The following is a 23,763-nucleotide window of genomic DNA, read 5'->3' as shown; positions in this document are numbered from 1 at the left end:
GAAGATCACTGACCATGGCCGACCGTCCGTCCCGTATTCACCTCGACAATGCAGATCTGACGCGCGGCCATCCGCTGGTGGTGCTCTTCCGACTGATCCGCGACGAACGCCGCCGCGTCGTCATGGCGACGGCCTCCTCGATCATCAACAAGATCTTCGACGTGATGCCGGAAATCCTCATCGGCATAGCGCTCGATGTGGTGGTACGCGGCGAAGCGTCCTTCGTCGCGCAGCTTGGATTGAGCGATCCGACCGATCAGCTGATCGCGCTCGGCATCGCCACCTTCCTCATCTGGTTCGGCGAGTCCTTGTTCGAATATATCTACCAGGTCCTCTGGCGCGGGCTTGCCCAGGACGTGCAGCACCGGTTGCGCATCCTTTGCTATAACCATGCGCAATACCTGCCGACACGGTTCTTCGAGGAGCAGCGGTCCGGCAACCTCGTCACCATCCTCAACGACGACATCAACCAGCTCGAGCGGTTCCTCGACGGTGGCGCCAACACGCTGATCCAGACCTTCGCGGCCGTTATTCTCGTCGGCACGGTCTTCTTCATCGTGTCGCCGCTCATTGCCGTCGTCGCGTTCCTGCCGGTTCCGGCCATCATTTTCGGTGCGTTCTGGTTTCAAAAACGCGCGCAGAGCCGCTACGACACGGTGCGCGCGCGTGCCGGCCAGCTCGGCGCGAAGCTGACGACGAACCTGCAGGGCTTGGCAACGATCCGTGCCTTTGGCGCCGAAGAGCGCGAGACGGAAGCGCTTTCACAGGAAAGCGTCGGCTATCTGACGGCCAACCGCGCCGCAATCCGCATTTCGTCCGCGTTCATACCGATCATTCGCATGGCGATCCTATCGGGCTTCCTGGCGACGTTTCTCATCGGCGGCTGGATGACGCTCAACGGTACGATGGAAGTCGGCGCTTACGGACTTCTCGTCTTCCTCACCCAGCGGCTGCTGTGGCCGATGACCGGCCTTGCGGAAGTCGTCGATCTCTACGAGCGCGCGATGGCGTCGACGCGGCGCATTCTCAGCCTGCTCAACGAGCCGATCGCCAAGGACGAAGGCACCCATGACGCTCCCGTCGATGGCCGCTTCGCCCTGAAAGGCGTCGCTTTCCGCTACGAGACGAGCAATGGCGGCGTCAACGGCATCGACCTCGACATTCCCGCCGGCCACACGGTGGCCCTCGTCGGACCGACCGGCGGCGGCAAGTCGACCCTGATCAAGCTGATCGGCCGTTTCCTCGATCCCCAGTCCGGGTCCATCGCGCTCGACGACGTCACGCTCGATCGCTGGACGGTCAAGGCTCTTCGGCGCTCCATGGCCTGGGTGCCGCAGGAAGTGACTCTGTTCGCCGGCTCCGTCGCCGACAACATCGCCTATGGTCGCCCCGATGCCGCACGAGACGAGGTGATCGCGGCAGCCCGGCTGGCGGAAGCGGACGGGTTCATCAATGCCCTGCCCGATGGCTACGACACCTCCATCGGCGAGTATGGACAGAAACTATCGGGCGGACAGCGTCAGCGCATTGCGCTAGCACGTGCCCTTCTGCTCGATCCACGCATTCTCATTCTCGATGAGGCGACCAGCGCCGTCGACAATGAGACGGAAGCCGCGATCCAGCGTTCGCTCGCTAAGATGCGCGGCCAGCGCACCGTCATCCTCGTTGCGCACCGTTTGTCGACCGTCGTCCATGCGGACACTATCCACGTGATGGAACAGGGCCGGCTCACCCAATCCGGCACCCATGCAGAACTGATCCACCAGCCTGGACTCTACCGCACGCTTTGGAGCATCCAGACCGGCGAAGCGCCGCGCGAAAGCGGGACCGTCGAGGAGATCTCGAAAGCGGCGCGGTCCTGACGGCGCCGTTCAAGGGCCTGATTTGCCGTGCTGATTTGTTGTGCAGGGCCGGCGCTCGGGTATAGTGCCGCATAGGGGCCGGCACGCGATGGTGCCCCCAATCAGGATGGGCCGAGCATTGAGAGTCGTGTCACCGTTGCAGCGTTGGCTGTTGCTTGGAGCGTCCTTCGCCATCCTCGCCACCCTGATCGTGGCGCTTGGCGCCCCACTGGCTCAACGTGCCTATCTCGACGAAGCCGAGACCCGCGCTCAGACCACCTTGCGGCTTGCGGTTGCGGCCCTGCGGGGCCATCTCAGACGCTATGAGGCACTGCCGTCGGTCGTCGCAGACTATCCCATCATCCAGGCGATGGTGATCGATGCCGACAACGAGGCTCTGCGCCAGCGCGGCAACGCGTACCTGAAGCGCATCAACGCACTGCTGAACTCCTCAGACATCTACGTGATGTTGCCGAACGGCGAGACGATCGCGGCGAGCAATTTCGACGGCGACGTCTCCTTCGTCGGCGAGAATTTCTCCTATCGGCCCTATTTCACCGAGGCCGCTGAGGGCCGCCAGGGCCGCTTCTTCGCGCTGGGCACCACCTCGCTGAAGCGGGGTTATTACTTTTCCGCGCCGATCCGGATCGGTGCCGAAGTGCGCGGCGTCGTCGTCTTCAAGGTCGATGTCGACACGATCGAGGCGACCTGGGCTGGCGGCGACAGCGAGATCATCGTCACCGATCCGGAACAGATCGTCTTCATGACGAGCCGTCCCGAATGGCTCTATTCTGCGCTGGAACCTCTAACGCCGGACAGGATCGAACGCACGCAGATCTCGCGGCGCTATGCCGATGCGGACCTCGCCGATCTGCCCCTTCGGCGCGCCCGCGCCGTCGAAGACCACCAGCTGATCGCGATCGGCGAGCCGCGCGCATCTCAGGAGTTCCTCGTGCTCAACGAGCCGATGGACGAGGCCGGGTGGACGGTGCGGGTTCTTCTCGACACGACATCGGCGCGCACCCAAGCGCTCACGCTCGTCGCTGCCGCGCTCATGGTGCTCGGGCTGGCAACGCTTGCCGCAGCATTCATCCTGCAGCGCAGCGCCCGGCTCGAGGAGCGCACGCGCCTGCAAAGTGCCGCACGCGAGCAGCTGGAACAGAGGGTGGAGGAACGGACCGCCGATCTCGCAGCCGTCAACCGGCAGCTCGAAACGGAAGTCAGCGAGCGCCGGGCGACGGAACAGCAATTGCGCCAGACCCAGACCGATCTCGTACAGGCAGGCAAGCTCGCAGCGCTTGGCCAAATGTCGGCTGCGCTGTCGCACGAGTTCAACCAGCCGCTGGCCGCCGTCAGGAACTATGCCGACAACGCGGCAGTGCTGATCGAGCGTGGCCGCGTCGTCGAGGCCAGCGACAACATCGCCCGCATCTCCAAGCTGACCGAGCGCATGGCTTCGATCAGCAAGCATCTGCGCAATTTCGCGCGCATGCCGAACCGGCAACTGCGCGCCGTTCCGCTCGAACAGGTGGTTGCCGACACGATGGAGGTCATCGCATGGCGGCTGAAGGCGGCCGATGCGGACATCCATATCGATCTCGGCCCTGTTCCACCGGTGGTCTGCGCCGGCCCCGTCAGGCTGCAGCAAGTGCTGGTCAACATCATCTCCAACGCGGCAGATGCCGTCGAAGGGCTGGACGATCGCCGGATCGACCTGACGGCCCACACTTCCGGCTCACAGGTGCTGATCGCCGTTCGCGACCGCGGCCCCGGCGTGCCGGATGGCATTGTCGGGCGTGTCTTCGACCCCTTCTTCTCGACGAAGGGCGTCGGCAAGGGCCTGGGGCTCGGACTCTCGATTTCCTACAACATCGTCAAGGACTTCGGTGGAAATCTGAGCGTGGCGCGTCATCCAGACGGCGGTGCGGTCTTCACGATCGCGCTTGATGCTGCCGAACTCACGCTCAGCGAGGCCGCCGAATGAAGGCGCCGCTCGTTCTCTTCATCGACGACGAGGAGGAAGTCAGACGCTCCGCAGCCCAGTCGCTCGATCTTGCCGGATTTCAGGTTCGCAGCCTGGGCCAAGCGGAGGCGGCGCTCGAACTTGCGACGCAAGGCTTCAACGGCATCGTCATTACCGACATCCGCATGCCGGCGATGGATGGGATGACCCTGATGGGCCGCATCCACGAGATCGATCCGGACATACCCGTCATCCTCGCGACCGGTCACGGCGACGTGCAGCTTGCGGTTCGGGCGATGCGCGAAGGGGCCTATGACTTCATCGAGAAGCCATTCACCTCCCAACACCTTGCCGATGTGGCGGCCCGGGCGATCGATCGGCGCCGGCTGGTGCTCGAAAACCGCCTGCTGCGCGCAGTCGCCGGCAAAAGCGACGACGTGGAAGCCCGCATGCCGGGGCGCACGCCGGTGATGATCGATCTGCGTTATCGGCTACGCGCCGTTGCCGCCACCGACGCCGACGTGCTCATCATCGGCGAGACCGGGAGCGGCAAGGAGGTCGTGGCGCGCGCGCTGCATGATTTTTCGTCCCGCGCCGGCAAGCCGTTCATCGCAATCAATTGCGCCGCCCTTCCCGAGGCTCTGATCGAAAGCGAGCTGTTCGGCCACGAGGCAGGCGCGTTTCCGGGTGCCATGCGCGCCCGCTACGGCAAATTCGAGCATGCGCGCGGCGGCACCGTGCTGCTGGACGAGATCGGCTCGATGCCGATCGATCTCCAGGCAAAACTTCTGCGCGTCATCCAGGACAGGGTGATCAGTCGGCTCGGCTCCAACGAGACCTTGCCGCTCGATGTGCGCTTCGTGGCCACGAGCAAGACGGAGCTCGACGATGAAGTCGCCGCCGGAAGGTTCAGGGCCGACCTGCTCTATCGCCTGAATGTCGTGACGCTCAGGGTTCCATCGCTGCAATCACGGCGGGAAGACGTGCCGCTGCTTTTTCTCCAGCTCGTTCGCGAGGCGGCGGCGAGGCATCGACGGGAAGACATCGACGTGCCGCCCTCCGTCATGAGCGAGGTTTCCAACCGGCTCTGGCCCGGCAATGTACGGGAGCTGCGCAACGCGGCGGAGCGCTACGTCATCGGGCTCGGCCTCGCCACCGAAGCCGAGCCGGTCACCGTCTCCAACAGACTGTCGGAGCGCGTCTCCGAATTCGAGCGCGGCGTCATCGCTGGCTTACTCACCGCCCATGGCGGGACCCTCAAGCCGGTCTATGAAGAACTCGGAATCTCCCGCAAGACACTCTACGAGAAGATGCAGCGCTACGGCCTTGATCGCCGCGACCATAACCAGAACTGATGCCGATGGGTCGCGAACGACCCACCACGCACCGGTGATGTTACGAAATCCACCCATTTTGGAAGATCGTTCAGAGCAATCACGCGGGATGGGTCATTGACATATTGCCAAGAGGTTAAGAGCCGCCCTTAATGGCCCGCGATCTCCACTGGCGGTCTGCCGGTGGCTTCACCGATTGGGAGGAAATCATGAAAAGACTTACGACCGCTCTTCTGGCGGCGGCTGCAATGACGTCTGCCGGCGCAGGCATCGCTTTCGCTCAGGAAGACTATCCGACCAGCCCGGTCACCATCGTCGTGCCCTTTGCTGCCGGCGGCCCGACCGACACCGTCACGCGCCTCGTCGCAGAGCCTATGTCGGCCGAACTCGGACAGCAGGTCATCGTGCAGAACGTCGCCGGTGCCGGTGGTACGCTGGCCGGTACCCAGGTGGCGAATGCGCCCGCCGACGGTTACCAGATCCTGATGCACCACATCGGCATGTCGACCGCGCCGACGCTCTATCCGGACCTCGCCTACAGCCCGCTCGAAGATTTCGAGATGATCGGCCTGGTCACGAACGTCCCGATGACCGTCATCGCACGCAAGGATTTCGAGCCGAACACGTTCGAAGAGCTCGTCACCTACGTTCAGGAAAATGCCGATAGCGTCACCTACGCCAATGCCGGAATCGGCGCTGCGTCGCATCTTTGTGGCCTGCTCTTCATGAGCGCGATCGACACGCAGGTCACCACTGTCCCGTATCAGGGCACGGGTCCTGCCATGACCGATCTTCTCGGTGGCCAGGTCGACTTCATGTGCGACCAGACCACCAACACGACCGGCCAGATCACCAGCGGCGAAGTCAAAGGCTATGCCGTGACAACACCGGATCGCCTCGACGCGCTGCCGGATCTCCCGACCACGGCTGAAGCCGGTCTCGAAGAGTTCCAGGTCGGCGTATGGCACGGCCTCTACGCTCCGGCCGGCACGCCGCCGGAAGTCATCGAAAAGCTGACCGCCGCTCTGCAGACGGCGCTTCAGGACGAAAACGTCATCACCCGCTTCGCCGAGCTTGGCACCGTGCCGGTCTCGCAGGAAGACGCCACGCCGGAAGCACACGAAGCGTATCTCTCCGAGCAGATCGACCTGTGGGCTCCGATCATCGAAGCTGCGGGCGAGATGGCCCAGTAATCAGCCGCTTCGGCTGACGAAAACGATCCGGGGTGCGCCAAGACGCGCCCCGGACATCTTCTTGATCGAGGACTGCCGCTGATGCGGCCAAGGCTGCGGACATGGACGTTCCGCGCCGCAGGGAGCGACGACTCTCCATGGGCAACCAGAAATCCTTCAATGATATCGCGTCCGGCCTGATCTTCATCGGGATCGGCATCGCGTTCGGCTATGCCGCCTCCGGTTACCAGATCGGAACGGCGCTGCGCATGGGACCGGGGTACTTCCCGCTCGTGCTTGCCGGTCTCATGTGCATTCTCGGCATCGCCATCGTCGTGAAAGGCATGGCGCGCGACGCACAGCCTTCCGAATTCGGCATCATGCCGTGGCGCGGGATGGTGCTGCTTCTCAGTGCCATCGCCTTTTTCGGCTTCACCATCCGCGGCCTCGGCATGGTGCCCAGCCTTTTCATCACGCTGATGCTGGCAAGCCTCGCGAGCCGTCGCAACACGCTCCTGAGCGCCTTCATCCTCTCCGTCGCGATCACCACAGCTTGCGTCACCATCTTCATCTACGGGCTTGGCGTGCCGATCACGCTGTTCGGCCCGTGGCTGCCACTCTGAGGATCAGCCGATGGAACTTCTCGCCAATCTCGGCATCGGCTTTTCCGCTGCCCTAGACCCGACCAACCTGCTTTACTGCTTCGTCGGCGTTCTGCTCGGCACGCTCGTGGGTGTGCTTCCGGGTATCGGCCCAACCGCAACAATCGCGATGCTGTTGCCGATCACCTTCTCATTCGAGCCCGTCACAGCCTTGATCATGCTCGCCGGCATCTATTACGGCGCGCAGTATGGCGGATCGACCACGGCGATCCTGATCAATCTGCCTGGTGAGTCCTCTTCCGCCGTCACCGCGATCGACGGCTACGAGATGGCCAAGCAAGGGCGAGCCGGTCCGGCGCTCGCCACCGCAGCGCTTGGCTCGTTCTTCGCCGGCACGGTGGCCACGCTGATCCTAGCAGTCGCAGCACCGCCGCTTGCCCGCGCTGCGCTGAATTTCGGGGCGCCGGAGTATTTCTCGCTGATCGTGCTCGGGCTTCTCGCCTCGATCGCTCTGGCCCATGGCTCCGTGCTGAAGGCGCTCGCGATGATCGTGCTGGGGTTGCTGCTCGGCATGGTCGGCCAGGACATCTACACCGGCACGCCGCGCTTCACCTTCGGCTTCTTCGAGCTTTATTCGGGCATCAACTTCGTTTCGGTCGCAGTCGGGGTGTTCGGCGTCGCCGAGATCCTTCGCAATCTCGAGAACGAGACCACGCGCGAAGTTCTGGTCAAGAAGGTCGAGAACCTCTGGCTGACCAAGGACGATTTCAAGCGCATCATCGCGCCGGTGCTGCGCGGCACCGCGCTCGGATCGGTCCTCGGCATTCTGCCGGGCGGCGGACACGTGCTGTCGTCCTTTGCCTCCTACTCGCTCGAAAAGCGCGTCTCAAAACACCCCGAGACGTTCGGAAAAGGCGCGATCGAGGGCGTTGCGGGACCGGAATCCGCCAACAATGCCGGCGCGCAGACCTCGTTCATTCCGATGCTGACGCTCGGCATTCCGGCGCACCCCGTCATGGCGCTCATGATCGGCGCGTTCATCATCCAGGGCATCACGCCCGGGCCGAACGTGATCAACGACGAGCCCGTTCTCTTCTGGGGCATCATCGTGTCGATGTGGGTCGGCAATCTGATGCTCGTCCTGCTCAATCTGCCGCTGATCGGCCTTTGGGTTAAGCTTCTGACGATCCCCTACAAGGTGCTCTTCCCGGCGATCATCGCCTTTGCCTGCATCGGCTGCTACTCGATCAACCTCAATGTCTTCGATGTGTATGCCATCGTGGTGTTCGGCTTCATCGGCTACCTGCTCGTGAAGCTGGGATGCGAGCCGGCTCCTCTGCTGCTCGGTTTCGTTCTCGGCCCGTTGCTCGAAGAGCATTTGCGCCGCGCCATGATCATCTCGCGTGGCGATCCGATGATCTTCGTCGAACGTCCGATTTCGGCAGTGCTTCTCGCCTTCGCGGTCGCTGCAGTCATCGTTGCGGTGTTGCCTTCGGTGCGCAAGAAGCGCGAAGAGGTCTTTGTCGAAGACGATTGATTAATTTTGATGCCGCGCGCTTGTCTCGCGCGCGGCACTGAGTATAGGTGCGGCATCATGCCGCCCGGCGGCACCCCCTACCCCCAAGGCTTCCTAATGGAAAAATCGAGCTACAGTTACTTCACGTGGGCATTCATCGTCACCGCCGTCGGCCTCGCGCTCGGCGCCTGGGTGGGATGGAACTTCACCGGCACTGTCTCCGGCACCCTGTCCATCTTCTTCATCTGCGTGGTCCTGGCGGTCCTCGAGATCTCGCTGTCGTTCGACAACGCGATCGTGAACGCCAACAAGCTGAAGGAAATGACCCCGGTCTGGCAGCAGCGCTTCCTGACGTGGGGCATCTTGATCGCCGTCTTCGGCATGCGCATCGTCTTTCCTCTGCTGATCGTCGTCATCGCGGCGAATGTCGGTCCCTGGGCCGCTATCCAGCTGGCGATCGCCGAGCCGGAAGAGTATTCGCGCATCATGGGCGAAGCCCATCTCTCGATCGCAGCCTTCGGCGGCACCTTCCTCATGATGGTCGCGCTCACCTATTTCTTCGATGAGCACAAGGACATTCACTGGGTGCACGCGATCGAGTCGCGGGTTTCCAAGTTCGCAGCGATCAAGGGCGTCGAAATCGCCTTCGTGCTGATCCTGATGCTGACCTTCGCTTCGTTCCTGGATGAAGCGGATTCGGCCACGTTCGTTCTGTCGGCGATCTACGGTCTCGTCACGTTCCTCGCGGTCGACGTGCTCGGTAACGTGCTCGACCAGCAGCAGGCGGCGCTGGAAGGCGCAGCCAAGGGCGGCTTCGGGGCGTTTCTCTATCTCGAAGTGCTCGATGCATCGTTCTCGTTCGACGGCGTGATCGGTGCATTCGCGCTGACGAACAACCTCTTCATCATCGCCATCGGCCTCGGCATCGGCGCCATGTATGTGCGTTCGATGACCATCATGCTGGTGGAAAAGGGAACCCTCGCCCAGTACCGCTACCTCGAGCATGGCGCCTTCTACGCCATCTTGATCCTCTCGGTGATCATGTACGCGCAGTCGCTGACCCACATTCCGGAAGTGATCACCGGCCTTGGCGGCGCAGCCCTCATCGGCCTCTCACTCTGGTCGTCGATCCGCTACAATCGCAAGCACGGCGTTGAAGGCAGCGACGTCGAACCGGCGACGCACGCGCACTGACGCTCGAAAGAAATATCTGAACAAAAAAGCCCGAGGCTGCGATCTGCAGCCTCGGGCTTTTTCATTGCGTCGCTTAAAGTTTCAGATGAACTTGGAAAGAGCGGCGAAGTCGACGGAAGAGACCCCGAAATTGGCTGCTTCCAGCTCGCGCAAGCGCTTTTCGGTCACGGCGATCGAATGGTCCAACTGCTCGAACGTATGATCGCTGGTGATGAAGAAGCGAAGGCGTGCCTGACCTTCCGGAACCGCTGGGTGAATGATCGGCAGCACGTTCACCCCATCGGCGATCAGATCGTTGGATAGCCGCGCAGCGCGCACGCTGTCGCCCACCATGATCGGCACGACCGAATAGCCGACACTCAGGCCCGTATCGAGGCCTGCCCGGGTCGCAGCTTCCACGAAGTAGCGGCCGTTTCGCTTGAGTTTTTCGGTGCGCTCCGGCTCGTCGCAAAGCGCCTCAAGGCTTGCGCTGGCTGCTGCCGCGAGCACCGGTGCCAGACCGACGCTATAGACGAAGCCACCGGCCGACGCCTTGAGGACATCGATCAGAGCGCTCGTTCCGGCCACGTAGCCGCCGCAGGACGATGTCGTCTTCGAAAGCGTTCCCATGCGGATGTCGACGTCGTCCGGCGCGGTGCCGAAATGCTCCATCGTGCCGAAGCCGCGCTGGCCGAGAACGCCGAGCGAATGCGCTTCGTCGACCATCAGCCAGAAGCCGTAATCGTCCTTCAGCTTCACTAGACCCGGAAGGTCGGCGATATCGCCGTCCATGGAATAAACGCCCTCGACGATGACCATCGTGCGGCGATATTCGCCGGCAGTCGCCATCAGAAGCTCTTCGAGGTTCTTCAGATCGTTGTGCTTGAAGAACCGCCGCGTAGCGCCCGAGAGGCGGATGCCGGAGACGGCGCTGTTGTGGATCAGCTCGTCGTGGATGACGAGATCGTTCGGACCAAGCAGAGCGCTGATCACGGCGACGTTCGTGAGATAGCCGCTGACGAAGGTAACGGCCGCCTCCACGTCGTAGATGCGGGCGATCTGCTGTTCCAGCTGCGTATGGATCGGGCGCTCGCCACCGACCAGACGGCTGGCGGAAGCCGAGATCGCATAGCGATCGATCGCGGCCTTGGCGGCTTCCATCACCTTCGGATGCCGGTTGAGCCCCAGATAATCGTAGGACGCGAAATTGATCAGGTCCTGACCGTCGATGCGCGTGGTCGCGCCGGCCGATCCCTCGTGGGCGCGATAGAAGGGATTGCCCATACCGAGCTGCTCGCCGGCCGAGCGCTGGGCGACGACCTGCTTGTATTCCGGCAGGTCCTCGAAGGAAGGCGTCGCGCGCAGACTGCGGCTGACAGCCGCACGCCTCGTCGAGCGGTCGAACCGATCGGGCGCAGCGGTGTTGCTGCTCTTGCGCATGTAATCGAGCACGCTGGAGCGAACGGCCCGACCGGTTGAGTTTCCGGTGCCGTTCGCCGACTTGGAGTCTTCACTCATTCCTATGGCGCCCCTGCCTGACGATTCTCGATGTGCTTCTGGACCAGCGATCCGACAAGGCCTGCGCCTTCCGGTGCAGGTTGCTCCTCGGCATCATCTGCGCCGGCTGCCTTCTGCACGCGATCATAGAGTTTGACCGCGATATCGCCGACCGTCGTCGTGTCCGACACGCCGCTCAACGGCATCTCGAAACCCGTGCGCTTCTGGAAGCCCAAGCCCACCTCGATCGCCATCAGACTATCGAGACCGATTTCCTTCAAGACACGGTTGCGTGAAATGCTGTCGATCGGAATGCGCAGGATGCCCGCGATTTCGCCTGCAATCAGATCGTACAGGATCTGCTGGGCGTCGTCGGAGGACTTGCCGGCGATCATCGCGACGAGATCGATCTCGCCACCATCGGCCGTCAGTGCCGACTGGTCGACGGCACGCAGCACCGTTTCGAACAACGCCGTCTTGGAAATGGCCAGATTATGAGCCGTTGCCCAATCGATCTGCGAGATCATCACGGCGGCGGCATCCACCGTTCCTGGATCCTGTGCAACGTAGTTGGCAACCAGTTCCAGCGCCTCGTGCGAGGCGAGCGCGCTGTCGCCGATGCGCTTGGCGAGCAGTTCGCCGACCGCCTCGTTCTTGGACAGGAAGCCGACATCGCCGATTGCGCCGAAGCCGATCGCAAGCGCCGGCAATTTCTCGGCGCGGCGGGCGCGGGCGAGGCCTTCGAGGTAGCCGTTGGCCGCCACATAGTTCGCCTGGCCGGGATTGCCGATCAGCGTCGTCGCCGACGAGAAGAGAATGAAATGATCGAGTTCGTCGACGCGCGTCAGCCGGTCGAGATTGGCGGCGCCGAGTGCCTTCACCTCGATGACCGGACGGTTGCGGTTCGGCGTCAGGTTCGAAATCAGCGCATCGTCGAGAACCATGGCAGCGTGGATCACGGTCTTCAGCGGTGCGTCTCGACGCAAGCGCTGTAACAGATGATCGACCTGCGCCTCATCGGTGACGTCGCAGGCGTGGACGCTCGCGATAACGCCCTTCTCCGCCCAAGTGGCGATGGCCGCTTCCGTTTCCTGATCCGCACGACCGCCACGCGAGCATAGAGCGATCTTCTTGGCGCCCATGTCGACCAGCCACGAGGCCGCCGCGAGGCCGAAACCGCCGATGCCGCCGACGACGAGATGGACGCCGCGCGGATCGACCGACATTTTGACGCCGGATGCCCGGCGCACTTCGTCGACGCCCGATACCGGCGGCGTGATGACGATCTTGCCGATATGACCAGAGCCCTGCATGAGGCGGAACGCGCCACGGATCTCATCGAAGGCAAATTGACGGTATGGCAGCGCGGTGAAGTCACCGCGTGCGAAGAACACCGAGAGATCCTTGAACAGGCGTCGTGTCAGTTCAGGCTTCGCCACGAGCAGCTGATCGGCATCGATGCCGAAATAGCTGACATTGCGACGGAACGGGCGCAGACCGATCTTGCTGTCGGCATAGTAATCACGCTTGCCGAGCTCCAGGAACCGGCCAAACGGCTTCACGAGGCCGATGGAGAGTTCCATCGCGTCGCCGAAAAGCGAGTTCAGAACGACATCCACGCCTTCGCCGCCGGTCGCTTCCAGCACCTCGTCGACGAAATTGAGGGAGCGGGAGTCGAACACGGCATCGACGCCGAGCATTTCCAGATAGCGGCGCTTTTCGACCGTGCCGGCCGTTGCGAACACCCGAGCGCCCTGCTGCTTGGCAACCTGCAGGGCAGCCAGACCGACGCCACCGGCGCCGCCATGGATCAGCACAGTTTCGCCCGGTTGAAGCCGGCCGAGTTCGACGAGACTGTAATAGGCAGTCAGGAACGCCACCGGCAGCGTCGCACCGGATACAATGTCGATCTCGGGCGGCAACGGCGCAACGCCGGCAGCATCGACCACCATCTGCGTCGAAAACGCGGCCGGGCCGATGGCCATTACCGCATCACCGGGCGCGAACCCTTCGACATCTGATCCTACGGCCGCAATCCGTCCCGAGCATTCCATGCCGATCGTCGCGCCGGCAAAGCCATCTTCGAGCGCCTCTTCGGGCAGCAGGCCCATGCCCCACATGACGTCGCGGAAGTTGAGGCCGGTCGCGGCGACATCGACCACGACTTCACGTGGTCCGGGTGTCTTTTCGTGTGCGACCTCTTCCCAGACGATGCTGCCGAGTTGCGAGGCGACCAGCTGGCGGATCGTCGCGCCATCGAATGCACGTGTCCGCGAGACGTCGGACGTGACCGGACCCTGCACTGCGCGCAGGCGGCTGAAGGTGCCTGAGGTCGCGTCCAGCACGAATTCGCGGTCCTTGCCATTGCCAGCAAGCTGCGCTGTGACCAAAGCCGCGAGCGCGTCGTCGATCTCGGCACTGCCGGTATCGAAGCTCGTCACGTCGATGAAGCTGTATTCGTTTTTCAGGACGCGCAGGAAGGTCCAGACACCGCTGTTGGTTGCGGAAAACGCATCTTCGCTGGACTTGCCGCCAGGGGCACCGCCCGCCATCACGACGACGAGATTTGGCACCGGGGTGAGACCTTCTCCGCCGAACCGTGCGAAGGCCTCGGCCACGGCGCTCAGATAGGTGGTGTGACGCAGAAGCGTTTCAGATCCGGCTTCTGTCGTTTCTCCCGAGCAGAGGTAAAGAAGCGGCCTGCCCTGTTCGACGGCTGCGCTGACGGCCTGATCGACCAGCGCGATGTCGTCTTCCATCTGGCCGGTGAGCGTATGAAGCGAACCCGAGCCGAACGATCGCGCTGCGTTTTTCGCCTCGGCACTCGCCACGATGATCGGAGCGCCTGCATCAGCAGCCTGTGCCGCAACCAACGCTGCGACGGTTTCGGGGACGTGCCCCTGAACGGCGAGAACGGGGCCCGAGCCGGGCGACAGTGTTTCGACCTGCGCGGTCGGCAGACCGGCGAGCTTGAACAGCCGCTGCCAGTCTTCGCTGCCACCGTAGCGTCCGACCGGGAACAAGGGATCCTGGCTGCCGGCGAACCAATCGTCGCTCAGACCGAAGACGAAATCGACCAGCGCGTGGGGTGCATCGCTCATAAACAGCAACCGCGCTTCAGGGCGCAGTGCGGATTTCAGGCGCTGTCGGTAGTCGGCGCTGTTTTCCAGCAGGCCATAGAGCGCGTTGGAGGCGCTGACCACGATGTCGAAGCCGGCATCGGGCGCAAGCGCCTGCGGCTCGATGACGTCGACGCGCGGCTCTTTCTCGAACTCGATTTCCAGGCGGCGACGGGCTCCGTCGCGTCCTTCGGCAACCACCAGACTTCCGCCATGGCGTCGAACCAGATCGGCCATGCGGCGGCTGAGCGCAGTCGATACGCTTTCCAGTTCGAGCACGCGCAGCTGACCCGACGGACGGGCCGTCGCGGCTTTGAGCGATGCTGCAAGGGCGTCGATCAATGCAGCCGAGCGGAACTGGGCGCCCGCGCCATGCATGTCGTAGTGCCACCGCGTGGCTTCCGCGATGAAGCTGCCGTTGTGCTCGGCGATGTCGGCGCCGGCGGCAAGGCTGTCCAACCGGTGTATGGTCTCGCGATAGGCGTCGTTGACCAAAACCGCTTCGACAGCACGGGCCGGATCGCCCCTGACGATATCGGCGAGGATCTGGTCGAGCGGCGGAAGTTCACAGTCGGGCTCGATCACCCAGCCGCGCTCGGAATTGCGGGCAAGATCGGCCTGCTCGAGGATGAACAGGCAATAGGCAAGATGGCTGCGCAGGCCTGCGTCTTCCGGCAGGCTGTGCGGCATGACGAGATGGCGGGTATCGGCAAGCCGCATCGCGATATCGTGGCAGGCGCGATAGATCGCGGCCTTCAGCATGATCGTCGTGTCGTTCTCGCCGATCGTGACGGCTGCCGGTGCGAGCGGCTCGGACCGGTCGTTTGCGGCAAGGCCAGACGAAATCGCAGGCAACGCCTGGTAGTGGAACGAGGTGTCGTGAAGGGTACGATGCTGGCGCAGATAGGTGCGGCGGAACCTGCAGTCGGACGCATCCGCGATCGCATTGCCGGATTTGTCGAAGAACGTGAAGGAGGCGCGGATCGAGTGTTCCGACACGCGATCGATATCGATGCGCGCACCGGCCAGCTCGGCATCGGCCTTCAACAGGCGGATACGGCCGAAACGCACCGGAATATAAGGAGCGCCGCCGAGAGCGCCCGTATATTCGCCGAAGAGTGCCACGAGGCCGTGAAACGCCGCGTCGACCGAGACGGGATTGAGCCCGTAGCTGACGTAGCGATGTGCAGGCTTCGCCGCATCGGCCAAGGTCGCAACGATGACGTTGCCCTCGAACAACTCGGCCCGCTTCATGAGCTGGAAGCTCGGACCATAATCAAGACCGAAGCGTTTCGCCGTCTTGTAGGCATCCGCAGCGGTAAAGGTGCGCAACGGAATGCCCTTGGGCTTCTGCGCCGCCGCCTTGAGATTGCCTTCTCGCAGCGCCCGACCACGGGCGACCGCATGCAGCGTCCAGTCGTCGTCGCTCAAACGTTCGCGTGAACGAATCTCGATATCGCCAGTTTCCGGCGAGATGACGGTCGAAAGCTCGGTCAGCGTCGTCGCCTGAAGCTCGAGCGGACGCATGATCTCGAGATTGGTCACCTCGACGGTGTCGGTCTCGTGGTACTGGCGCAGTGCGCTCAGCGCGATCTCGATGAAACCGCTGCCCGGCAGGATCGGCTTGCCATCGACCACGTGCTCGGCAAGGTCGGGGAAGAGATGTCGATCGATATGGTTCTTCCAGTGGCCGCTCAGCGGATCGACGCGCCAGCCTGCAAGCGTATAGGGCTCATCGACGTCGCGGCCGTAAAGGCTTACGGCGTCGGTCGTCCGGGTCGGTTTGACGATCGCTTTTTCGAACGGCAAGGCAGGCAGCCGCACGAACGCGTTGCGCTCTCCGAGGCAGGATTTCGCGTCGAACGCGGCGCCGTGGGCGATCGCACGCGACAGCGAGCGTCCGACCGGATCGCCATTCTGGCCGATCGGCTCCTTGGCAAGTGTCGCAATGGCGACACCGGGGATGCCGCGCGCCTTGACGGCATCGCGCAGATAGGCGGCCAGGACCGGGCGCGGGCCGATTTCCACGAAAACCGTACAACCCTGCTCGATGGCGGCTTCAACGCCCGACTGGAACAGCACCGGCTCGCGCACATTGCGCCACCAATAGGAGCTGTCGAGCGCCTTGCCGTCGAGCTTGGCACCGGTGACGGTCGAAATGAAGTCCACTTCCGTCGGGCGGAGCGAGATCTGCGTCAGGTCGGCGAGAAACGCCTCCTGCGCCATGTCGATCATCGGGTGGTGGAAGGGATAATTGATATCGAGGACCGACGCCGGGATCTTGCGCGCGCGCGCGGCGTCACGGAACGCTTCGATCTCGTCCGCCGGACCGGTCATGGTGACCGAATTCTGGGCATTGAAAGCGCCGACGCACAGCGCATTCAGGCCTTCGGCCTTTGCGAGATCCATTGCGTCGTTGGCCGACAGCATGACGGCGGCCATTTTGCCGAAACCGGCAAGGCGGTCCTGATGGAAGGAGCGCTTGGCGACAATCGAGACGGCATCGACGAGTTGGATGGCGCCGGAAGCGTAGGCCGCAGCCACCTCGCCGACGGAATGTCCGAGGACTGCGGATGGCTTGACGCCGAGCTTGACAAGCGTATCGGCGAGCGCGGCCTGGACCGCAAACAGCAATGGCTGTGCAATCTTGGTGTCAGTGAGCCTTGCACCGAGATCCTCGGCGAAGAGAAGGTCCGACAGGACAACGTCGGCATGCAACTGGAACAGCGCGCTGATCGCCGTGAAGCGCTGCCTGAAATGGATGTTCTGCTTGAAGGCATCGATCCCCATGCCGGCCCATTGCGAGCCGTTGCCGGAGAACACGAACGCCACCTTGGCTTCGGCGAGCGGAGCGTCGGCCACTTCGGCTGCGCCTGGTCGGTCGTTCAGGTATTCATCGATCGCATGGATGATCGCGTCGGGCTCGCTCGTATTGAGGACGAAACGGCTCCTCAGCATCGTCCGGTTCGCGCCGGCCGCTGCGGCGACGTTCTGGCGCTGCGTCTTGCTGCCCTTGGAGAGCACTTCGCGGTAGGACCCCAAAAGCTTGTCGAGGCTGGACGCCGTCTGCGCAGACGCCACGAAGACGCCCCTACCCGGCACCGCATCCGGACGCGGCTGATCGTTCGCCGGATCGGCGATGACGATATGGGCGTTGGCGCCACCGAAGCCGAAGGAATTGACCCCGGCGTAACGCCGACGCGTGCTCTTCAGCAGTTCGATCGGTTCGGACGCCACGCGGACGTTGAGCGCATCGAAATCGATGTTTTCGTTCGGCACTTCGAAATGCAGCGATGCCGGCACGTAATTGTGCTCGAGCGCAAGTACCGCCTTCATGAGGCCAAGAACGCCGGATGCCGGCTCCGTGTGGCCGATATTCGATTTGATCGAACCGACGGGAAGCGGCGCACTGCGCTTCTGGCCGATTTCCGTGCCGATGGACCACAACTCGGCCGGATCGCCGACCTTGGTGCCGGTTCCGTGCCCTTCGACGAAGGCAAGCTGGCCGACATCGACGCCGTTTTCGCCGTAGATCGAACGCAGCAGCGCGGCCTGGGAATTACGCGACGGCAGCGAGATACCGTTGGTCCTGCCAGCGGAATTGGTGGCGGAAGCGACGATCGTCGCGTAGCTGCGGTCGCGCTCCTTGATTGCCCGATCCGTGCGACGCAGCACGAAAACGGCACCACCTTCAGCACGGACATAGCCGATGCCCCGGTCGTCATAGGCGCGGCAGAGCCCGTCAGGCGACAACATGCGCGCTTGGGCAAAGCCGACGAAAGGCAACGGGTGTGCAAGGATGCTGACGCCGCCGACGATGGCGGTATCGATAACGCCGGCTTCCAGCGACTTTACCGCCTGGTCGAGCGCTACGAGAGAGGACGAGCAGGCCGTGTCGACGGTAAGGCTAGGACCACGCAGGCCAAAGATGTGAGAAACGCGGTTGGAAACAACCGAGAGCGTGTTGCCGCTCATGAAATAAGGGCCGCCGGCGGCCGGATCTTCGGACAGAAGATTGGCGTGGTCGAGGCTCGAAGCGCCGACATAAACGCCGATGTTCTCTCCGCGGATCGACGCCTGGTCGATGCTCGCATCTTCCAGAGCGCGCCATGCCAACTCGAGCACGAGACGCTGCTGGGGATCGAGATGCATCGCCTCGCGCTGCGACATGCCGAAGACGTTGGCGTCGAACGCATACAGGTCGCCGATCACACCGGCTGCGAATGTGTAAGTCTTGCCGGGCGTTCCGATCTGCGGATGCCAATAGCGTGCATGATCCCACCGGTCCTGCGGAATCTCTGTCACCGTGCAGCGCCGATTTTTGAGAAGATCGAACAGCTCTTCCGGGTTGCCCGCTCCAGGAACGACACAAGCGCGGCCAATAATTTCTACTGTCATGTACCCGCACGCAGCATTGTGGAAGATAAGACTCCGTCAATGCCGTGAACGACCAGTCAATGCAACCCTTTCGCGGCGATCCATCCACTGCTCGGACCTTCGTCCATCAGCCTGAACTGCATCCAACACAAAACGAATTACGGCCGAATCTGCATGGATTGAGGCAAAATAGTGGGGCAAAACGCCCGAGGGACCGCCCTAGCCTCTGAGAGAATGCTAAAGTTGTGCCAGCTGCCCACGGAATTGAAGGGGGTCGCGGCTCCGTGCGCGGTCATAACCCAGAAGCGCCTGAAAATAAGTGGATGCACCTTATACGTGCAAACGTCACATTCGTTAACGTGGAGCATAAGCGCTGACATCACACAAGATGTGTCACGTTCTCATGTATTGATCAGTCACCTGACCCTGGACCGACGTCTTTCTGATCGGGGACTTCAAACTGATTCCGGTTGACTTTAATCCGCTGGGCCGTTTCTTCGCCGCATGTGACATCGGCGTATCGTTCGGCGGGGCCCACCGGCGCGACGTATCGATCCTCCGAGCAACCAGGGATCGGAACTCAGCATGAAGGGTATCATCCTCGCAGGCGGCAGCGGGACACGGCTTTATCCGGTGACGAGTGCGGTCTCGAAGCAGCTTCTGCCGGTCTACGACAAGCCGATGATCTATTATCCGATCTCGACGCTGATGCACGCGGGCATCAGGGATATCCTGATCATCTCGACGCCGGAGGACACGCCGCGCTTCGAGCAGATGTTGGGCGATGGCTCGCGCTGGGGGATCAGCTTTTCCTATGCTGTCCAGCCCTCACCCGATGGCCTAGCGCAGGCGTTCCTGATCGGGGCGGATTTCCTCGATGGTTCGCCATGCGCGCTGGTGCTCGGCGACAACATCTTCCATGGCGAGGATCTGCGCCGGTTGCTCGACAATGCGGCAGCGCGCGAGACGGGTGCGAGCGTTTTCGCCTACCACGTCCAGGATCCGGAGCGGTATGGCGTCGTCGAATTCGACAAGGACGGCAAGGTGCTGAGCCTGGAGGAGAAGCCGAAGCAGCCGAAGTCGAATTACGCTGTCACCGGGCTCTATTTTTACGATTCCACGGTTGTGGAAAAGGCGAAGCAACTGACACCGTCGCATCGCGGCGAGCTGGAGATCACCGATCTGAACCGGCTCTATCTCGACGAGGGCCTGCTCAACGTCGAGATCATGGGGCGCGGCTATGCCTGGCTCGACACGGGCACCCATGACAGCCTGCTCGATGCCGGCAACTTCATTGCCACGCTGGAGCATCGCCAGGGCCTGAAGATCGCCTGCCCCGAGGAGATCGCCTATCGCTCCGGCTGGATCGATGTGGATGAACTGAAGGCGCTTGCCGCTCCGCTCGCCAAGAACAATTACGGCCGCTACCTCGTCCAGCTCCTCAGCGATCGGGTGCTGGCATGACGTTCGAGGAACTTGCGCTCAAGGGCGTCTTCCTGATCGAGCCGAAGGTGTTCGGCGACGAGCGCGGCTTCTTCATGGAGAGCTTCAACGCGGCACGGTTCCGCGAGGGCACCGGTGCCGACGTCGCTTTCGTCCAGGATAACCATTCGCGTTCGTCCCGTGGTGTGTTGCGCGGCCTGCACTACCAGCTGCCGCCGCACGCGCAGGGCAAGCTCGTCCGCGTCGTCTCGGGCGAAGTCTATGACGTCGCCGTCGATATCCGCCGCTCTTCGCCGACCTTCGGCCAGCATGTGGGTGCGGTGCTGTCGGCCGAGAACAAGCGGCAGCTGTGGATGCCGGCAGGCTTTGCCCATGGTTTCGTCACACTTTCCGACCATGCCGAGTTTCTCTACAAGACGACCGATACCTATGCGCCGGAGTGCGAGGGTGCGATCGCCTGGAATGATCCGGAGCTTGGCATCGACTGGCACATCGAAGCAGATGTCATCCAGGTGTCGGAGAAGGATGGCAAGGCTCCGCCTCTGAAGGATGCGAAACATTTTGACTGATTGACGGCAGGTGGGCCTTCTCCGTCGGTTGGGTTCGAGAGACGACAGGACAGCTTTTTAAATGACCATTCTCGTCACCGGCGGTGCCGGTTTCATCGGCAGCAATTTCGTCCTCGACTGGCTCCAGGCGAACGATGAGCCTGTCATCAATCTCGACAAGCTCACCTATGCCGGCAACATGGACAATCTGGCATCGCTCAAGGGCAATCCGGCCCACCGCTTCGTCCAGGCCGACATCTGCGACGCCGACGCGCTGAAGACGATCTTCGCCGCCGACGATATTCGTGCCGTCGTCCATTTTGCCGCCGAAAGCCATGTGGATCGTTCGATCCATGGTCCGGAAGCCTTTCTCGACACCAACGTCACCGGCACCTTCCGCCTGCTCGAAGCCGCCCGCCATGCCTGGGGGCCGAACGCTGCCTCAGAAGGTCGCCGCTTCATCCATGTCTCGACTGACGAGGTCTACGGCTCGCTCGACCCCGATGCGCCGGCGTTTTCGGAAACCAACACCTACGAGCCGAACAGCCCCTATTCGGCCTCCAAGGCGGCGGCGGATCATTTTGCCCGCGCCTATCACCACACCTACGGGCTGCCGGTGATCATCACCAACTGCTCCAACAATTACGGCCCCTATCATTTCCCCGAGAAGCTGATCCCGCTCGTCATCCACCGGGCGCTCAAGGGCGAGCCCCTGCCCGTCTATGGCGATGGCACGCAGATCCGCGACTGGCTCTATGTCGGCGACCACTGCTCGGCGATCCGCCGGGTGCTCGAAGCCGGTCGGCTCGGCGAGAAGTACAATATCGGCGGCTTCAACGAGAAGACCAACATCGAGGTGGTACGCACCATCTGCGCGCTTCTCGACGAACGCCGGCCGCGCGCCGACGGCCAGGGCTACGCCACGCAGATCACCCATGTCCGCGACCGACCCGGCCACGACAAGCGCTACGCCATCGACGCCACCAAGATCGCGACCGAACTGAACTGGCAGCCTGCAGAAACCTTCGACACCGGCATCGCCCGCACCGTCGACTGGTACCTCGCCAACCAGGGCTGGGTCGACCGCGTCACATCCGGTGCCTACAAGAACTGGCTGGAGAAGCAATACGCATGAGTGTGGTGCTGATTGGGGGAAACGGACAGGTCGGCTACGAACTGAAACGGGCGCTCGCTCCCCTCGGCCTGACCGACGTGCTCGATCGCAGCCGGCTCGATCTGAACGATCCCGATGCGGTTTGCCCGGCGCTCGAGCAGCTTTCGTCGCGCCCTAAGGTGATCGTCAATGCCACTGCCTATACCGCCGTCGATAAAGCGGAGGACGATCAGGCTTCAGCGGATCGGGTCAATCATCTCAGCGTCGCCGCACTTGCGGAAACCGCACGCGACCTTGGCGCCTGCCTCGTCCACTATTCGACCGACTATGTCTTCGACGGATCGAAGGACGGCCTTTACGACGAGGACGATCCGACCGGCCCGCTCGGTGTGTACGGCAAAACGAAGCTCGCCGGTGAGGAGGCCATCCTCCGATCAAGCGCCGCGCACCTGATCTTCCGGACATCATGGGTCTATGCCCGGCGCGGCAAGAACTTTGCCGCAACGATGCTCAGGCTTGCCGCCGATCGCGATGAACTCTCCGTCGTCGCTGATCAAATCGGTGCGCCGACTTCGGCCGAACTGATTGCGGACGTGACGGCGATCGCGCTCGGTTCGACGGGCCTCGATCAGGATCGGCTGCGCACGATCTCAGGCATTTACCATCTGGTGGCTGCCGGGGAGACGAGCTGGCATGGGTTCGCGCGCCATGTCATCGACCGCGCCATCGCCAATGGCCGCCCCCTAAAGGCGAGCCCCGAGCGCATCAAGCCGATCGCCACGGCCGACTACCCGACGCCTGCCAAGCGTCCTGCCAATTCGCGGCTTAATATTGGCAAGATCGAGCGCACCTTCGGCCTGCAGATGCCGCACTGGACAGCACATGTCGATCGGACGGTGGATCAGTGGTGCGAGGTTTGAGGCGTCGCGCCTTTGTCATTCTCGGCATGCACCGATCCGGCACAAGCGCACTTACGCGCGTGCTTGCCCTGCTCGGCGCTGAACTTCCCCGCACTCTGGTTGGTGCCGGCGCCGGAAATCCGCTCGGCCATTGGGAATCACGGCCGATCTGCGATCTGAACGACCGCATCCTCAAGGCTGCCGGCAGCTATTGGTATGACTGGCGCGCCATCGACGAGAGTTTCTTTTCCTCTTCCGAGTTGACCGCTTTCGAGCCCGAGGCTCGCGCAATCTTCGCCGAGGAATTCGGGGATGCCGGGGTCATCGTCCTCAAGGATCCGCGGATCTGCCGCCTCTATCCATTCTGGCGACAAGTGCTCGATGCCCTTGGGATCGAGCCGATGCCGATCCTGCCGCTACGCCATCCCGCCGAAGTCGCCGCCTCTCTCGAAGCGCGCGACGGGATGCATCAGGCGCTGGGGCAGATCATCTGGCTTCGCCATGTACTCGATGCCGAGCGATTCACACGGCACTCCCCTCGGGTCGTCACGACATTCGAGCATCTGCTGGAGGATTGGCAAGGCGTGACGCATCGGATTGGTGACCGTTTCGAGGTCAGCGTGGGTACGACGGATTCAGACAAAGGCATCGGCTCGTTTCTGTCGCGCGACCAGCGCCATCACGCCGAGAGTGCGGCGACATCGGTGTTGCCCGCATGGGTCGACGAGACCTATCGAGCGCTTTTGGCGTTGGAAGGCGGCGAGGCGGAACCAAACATCTTCGGGACGCTTACCGAAATCGAAAGCAAGCTTCGCGCTTCGGAAGGCTGCTTTGCGCCGATTACCACCGCTGCCGTTGCAGTTGGCCCGCAAGCCAGAAATATCGCTGCAAGGTTGCAGGAGTCGCAGTCAGAACTCGCGCGGCTTCGCTCCGAATCGCGCGTAGATCCCACGAGCCATTCGACCTGCGACGTGCCCTGAAACCTGATCGAGGCCCTTGCCGAGCTGAAAGTGACCTTGAGCATTCCGCCCCAATTCCAGGCTTTTCAGGCCGGCACCGGGTGGGACGCTGGCATGCGATCCAACATCTTCTGGAGCACGCAGGTCTTTGTGATAAGAGAAGTCGCCCAGCGCCCGAACCGACGGCGCCGGTGAAGAATTCGGAG

At 62.7% G+C, this 23,763-nt stretch carries 14 protein-coding genes; 12 read left to right on the top strand and 2 right to left on the bottom strand.

Annotated elements, in window-relative coordinates; translation table 11 throughout:
* Window positions 1-14: 14 nt before the first annotated feature.
* The 7 genes from GC125_RS09360 to GC125_RS09330 all read left to right on the top strand — a co-directional run bounded on the left by GC125_RS09360 (window position 15) and on the right by GC125_RS09330 (window position 9,622).
* A complete protein-coding gene (locus tag GC125_RS09360) occupies window positions 15-1,862 on the top strand; it encodes an ABC transporter ATP-binding protein (protein ID WP_151985432.1) in 1,848 nt (615 codons plus the stop codon).
* Window positions 1,863-1,968: 106 nt separating this feature from the next.
* Complete coding sequence (locus tag GC125_RS09355; protein WP_151985431.1) at window positions 1,969-3,825, top strand: sensor histidine kinase; 1,857 nt, start codon at window positions 1,969-1,971, stop codon at window positions 3,823-3,825.
* Entirely contained in the window at window positions 3,822-5,159 is a 1,338-nt protein-coding gene (locus GC125_RS09350; RefSeq protein ID WP_151985430.1) for a sigma-54-dependent transcriptional regulator, read from the top strand. Before GC125_RS09355 ends, GC125_RS09350 begins: the two co-directional genes overlap by 4 nt.
* 188 nt (window positions 5,160-5,347) lie before the next feature.
* The gene (locus GC125_RS09345; protein WP_151985429.1) at window positions 5,348-6,331 is read left to right on the top strand and encodes a tripartite tricarboxylate transporter substrate binding protein BugD; all 984 of its coding nucleotides are present in this window, start codon (window positions 5,348-5,350) and stop codon (window positions 6,329-6,331) included.
* A 101-nt stretch (window positions 6,332-6,432) separates the two neighbouring features.
* Window positions 6,433-6,933, top strand: coding sequence for a tripartite tricarboxylate transporter TctB family protein (locus GC125_RS09340; protein ID WP_286165448.1), 501 nt, complete (start codon window positions 6,433-6,435; stop codon window positions 6,931-6,933).
* Between the two features lie 10 nt (window positions 6,934-6,943).
* Window positions 6,944-8,449, top strand: coding sequence for a tripartite tricarboxylate transporter permease (locus tag GC125_RS09335; RefSeq protein ID WP_151985428.1), 1,506 nt, complete (start codon window positions 6,944-6,946; stop codon window positions 8,447-8,449).
* A gap of 96 nt (window positions 8,450-8,545) precedes the next feature.
* Entirely contained in the window at window positions 8,546-9,622 is a 1,077-nt protein-coding gene (locus tag GC125_RS09330) for a DUF475 domain-containing protein (RefSeq protein WP_151985427.1), read from the top strand.
* 81 nt (window positions 9,623-9,703) lie between these two features.
* Here GC125_RS09330 and GC125_RS09325 read toward each other — a convergent pair whose 3' ends face one another.
* Complete coding sequence (locus tag GC125_RS09325; protein ID WP_151985426.1) at window positions 9,704-11,119, bottom strand: aminotransferase class I/II-fold pyridoxal phosphate-dependent enzyme; 1,416 nt, start codon at window positions 11,117-11,119, stop codon at window positions 9,704-9,706.
* A 2-nt stretch (window positions 11,120-11,121) separates the two neighbouring features.
* Window positions 11,122-18,615: a type I polyketide synthase gene (locus tag GC125_RS09320; RefSeq protein WP_151985425.1), complete on the bottom strand. Its 7,494-nt coding sequence runs from the start codon at window positions 18,613-18,615 to the stop codon at window positions 11,122-11,124.
* 564 nt (window positions 18,616-19,179) lie between these two features.
* On the opposite strand from GC125_RS09320, the gene rfbA reads away from it, so the two are divergent.
* From rfbA to GC125_RS09295, 5 genes are all read left to right on the top strand, one after another.
* Window positions 19,180-20,058: a glucose-1-phosphate thymidylyltransferase RfbA gene (gene rfbA, locus GC125_RS09315; protein WP_151985424.1), complete on the top strand. Its 879-nt coding sequence runs from the start codon at window positions 19,180-19,182 to the stop codon at window positions 20,056-20,058.
* Window positions 20,055-20,606, top strand: a complete 552-nt coding sequence (gene rfbC / locus GC125_RS09310) for a dTDP-4-dehydrorhamnose 3,5-epimerase (RefSeq protein WP_151985423.1) — start codon at window positions 20,055-20,057, stop codon at window positions 20,604-20,606. Before rfbA ends, rfbC begins: the two co-directional genes overlap by 4 nt.
* Before the next feature lie 61 nt (window positions 20,607-20,667).
* Window positions 20,668-21,720, top strand: coding sequence for a dTDP-glucose 4,6-dehydratase (gene rfbB, locus GC125_RS09305; protein ID WP_151985422.1), 1,053 nt, complete (start codon window positions 20,668-20,670; stop codon window positions 21,718-21,720).
* Window positions 21,717-22,619: a dTDP-4-dehydrorhamnose reductase gene (gene rfbD / locus GC125_RS09300; RefSeq protein WP_151985421.1), complete on the top strand. Its 903-nt coding sequence runs from the start codon at window positions 21,717-21,719 to the stop codon at window positions 22,617-22,619. Before rfbB ends, rfbD begins: the two co-directional genes overlap by 4 nt.
* Entirely contained in the window at window positions 22,607-23,578 is a 972-nt protein-coding gene (locus tag GC125_RS09295; protein WP_151985420.1) for a sulfotransferase family protein, read from the top strand. The genes rfbD and GC125_RS09295 overlap by 13 nt, the downstream gene beginning before the upstream one ends.
* Window positions 23,579-23,763: the final 185 nt, after the last annotated feature.

The sequence above is a fragment of the Rhizobium sp. EC-SD404 genome (assembly GCF_902498825.1).
Taxonomy (GTDB): Bacteria; Pseudomonadota; Alphaproteobacteria; order Rhizobiales; family Rhizobiaceae; genus Georhizobium.
The sequence above is the reverse complement of the archived record's forward strand: the minus strand, read 5'-3'. Positions and strand labels throughout refer to the sequence as shown.

Excerpts from the sequence above, each read along its gene's own strand:
- GC125_RS09360 (WP_151985432.1), top strand. The coding sequence starts at position 15 with ATGGCCGACCGTCCGTCCCGTATTCACCTCGACAATGCAGATCTGACG.
- GC125_RS09355 (WP_151985431.1), top strand. The coding sequence starts at position 1,969 with ATGGGCCGAGCATTGAGAGTCGTGTCACCGTTGCAGCGTTGGCTGTTG.
- GC125_RS09350 (WP_151985430.1), top strand. The coding sequence starts at position 3,822 with ATGAAGGCGCCGCTCGTTCTCTTCATCGACGACGAGGAGGAAGTCAGA.
- GC125_RS09345 (WP_151985429.1), top strand. The coding sequence starts at position 5,348 with ATGAAAAGACTTACGACCGCTCTTCTGGCGGCGGCTGCAATGACGTCT.
- GC125_RS09340 (WP_286165448.1), top strand. The coding sequence starts at position 6,433 with ATGGACGTTCCGCGCCGCAGGGAGCGACGACTCTCCATGGGCAACCAG.
- GC125_RS09335 (WP_151985428.1), top strand. The coding sequence starts at position 6,944 with ATGGAACTTCTCGCCAATCTCGGCATCGGCTTTTCCGCTGCCCTAGAC.
- GC125_RS09330 (WP_151985427.1), top strand. The coding sequence starts at position 8,546 with ATGGAAAAATCGAGCTACAGTTACTTCACGTGGGCATTCATCGTCACC.
- GC125_RS09325 (WP_151985426.1), bottom strand. The coding sequence starts at position 11,119 with ATGAGTGAAGACTCCAAGTCGGCGAACGGCACCGGAAACTCAACCGGT.
- GC125_RS09320 (WP_151985425.1), bottom strand. The coding sequence starts at position 18,615 with ATGACAGTAGAAATTATTGGCCGCGCTTGTGTCGTTCCTGGAGCGGGC.
- rfbA (WP_151985424.1), top strand. The coding sequence starts at position 19,180 with ATGAAGGGTATCATCCTCGCAGGCGGCAGCGGGACACGGCTTTATCCG.
- rfbC (WP_151985423.1), top strand. The coding sequence starts at position 20,055 with ATGACGTTCGAGGAACTTGCGCTCAAGGGCGTCTTCCTGATCGAGCCG.
- rfbB (WP_151985422.1), top strand. The coding sequence starts at position 20,668 with ATGACCATTCTCGTCACCGGCGGTGCCGGTTTCATCGGCAGCAATTTC.
- rfbD (WP_151985421.1), top strand. The coding sequence starts at position 21,717 with ATGAGTGTGGTGCTGATTGGGGGAAACGGACAGGTCGGCTACGAACTG.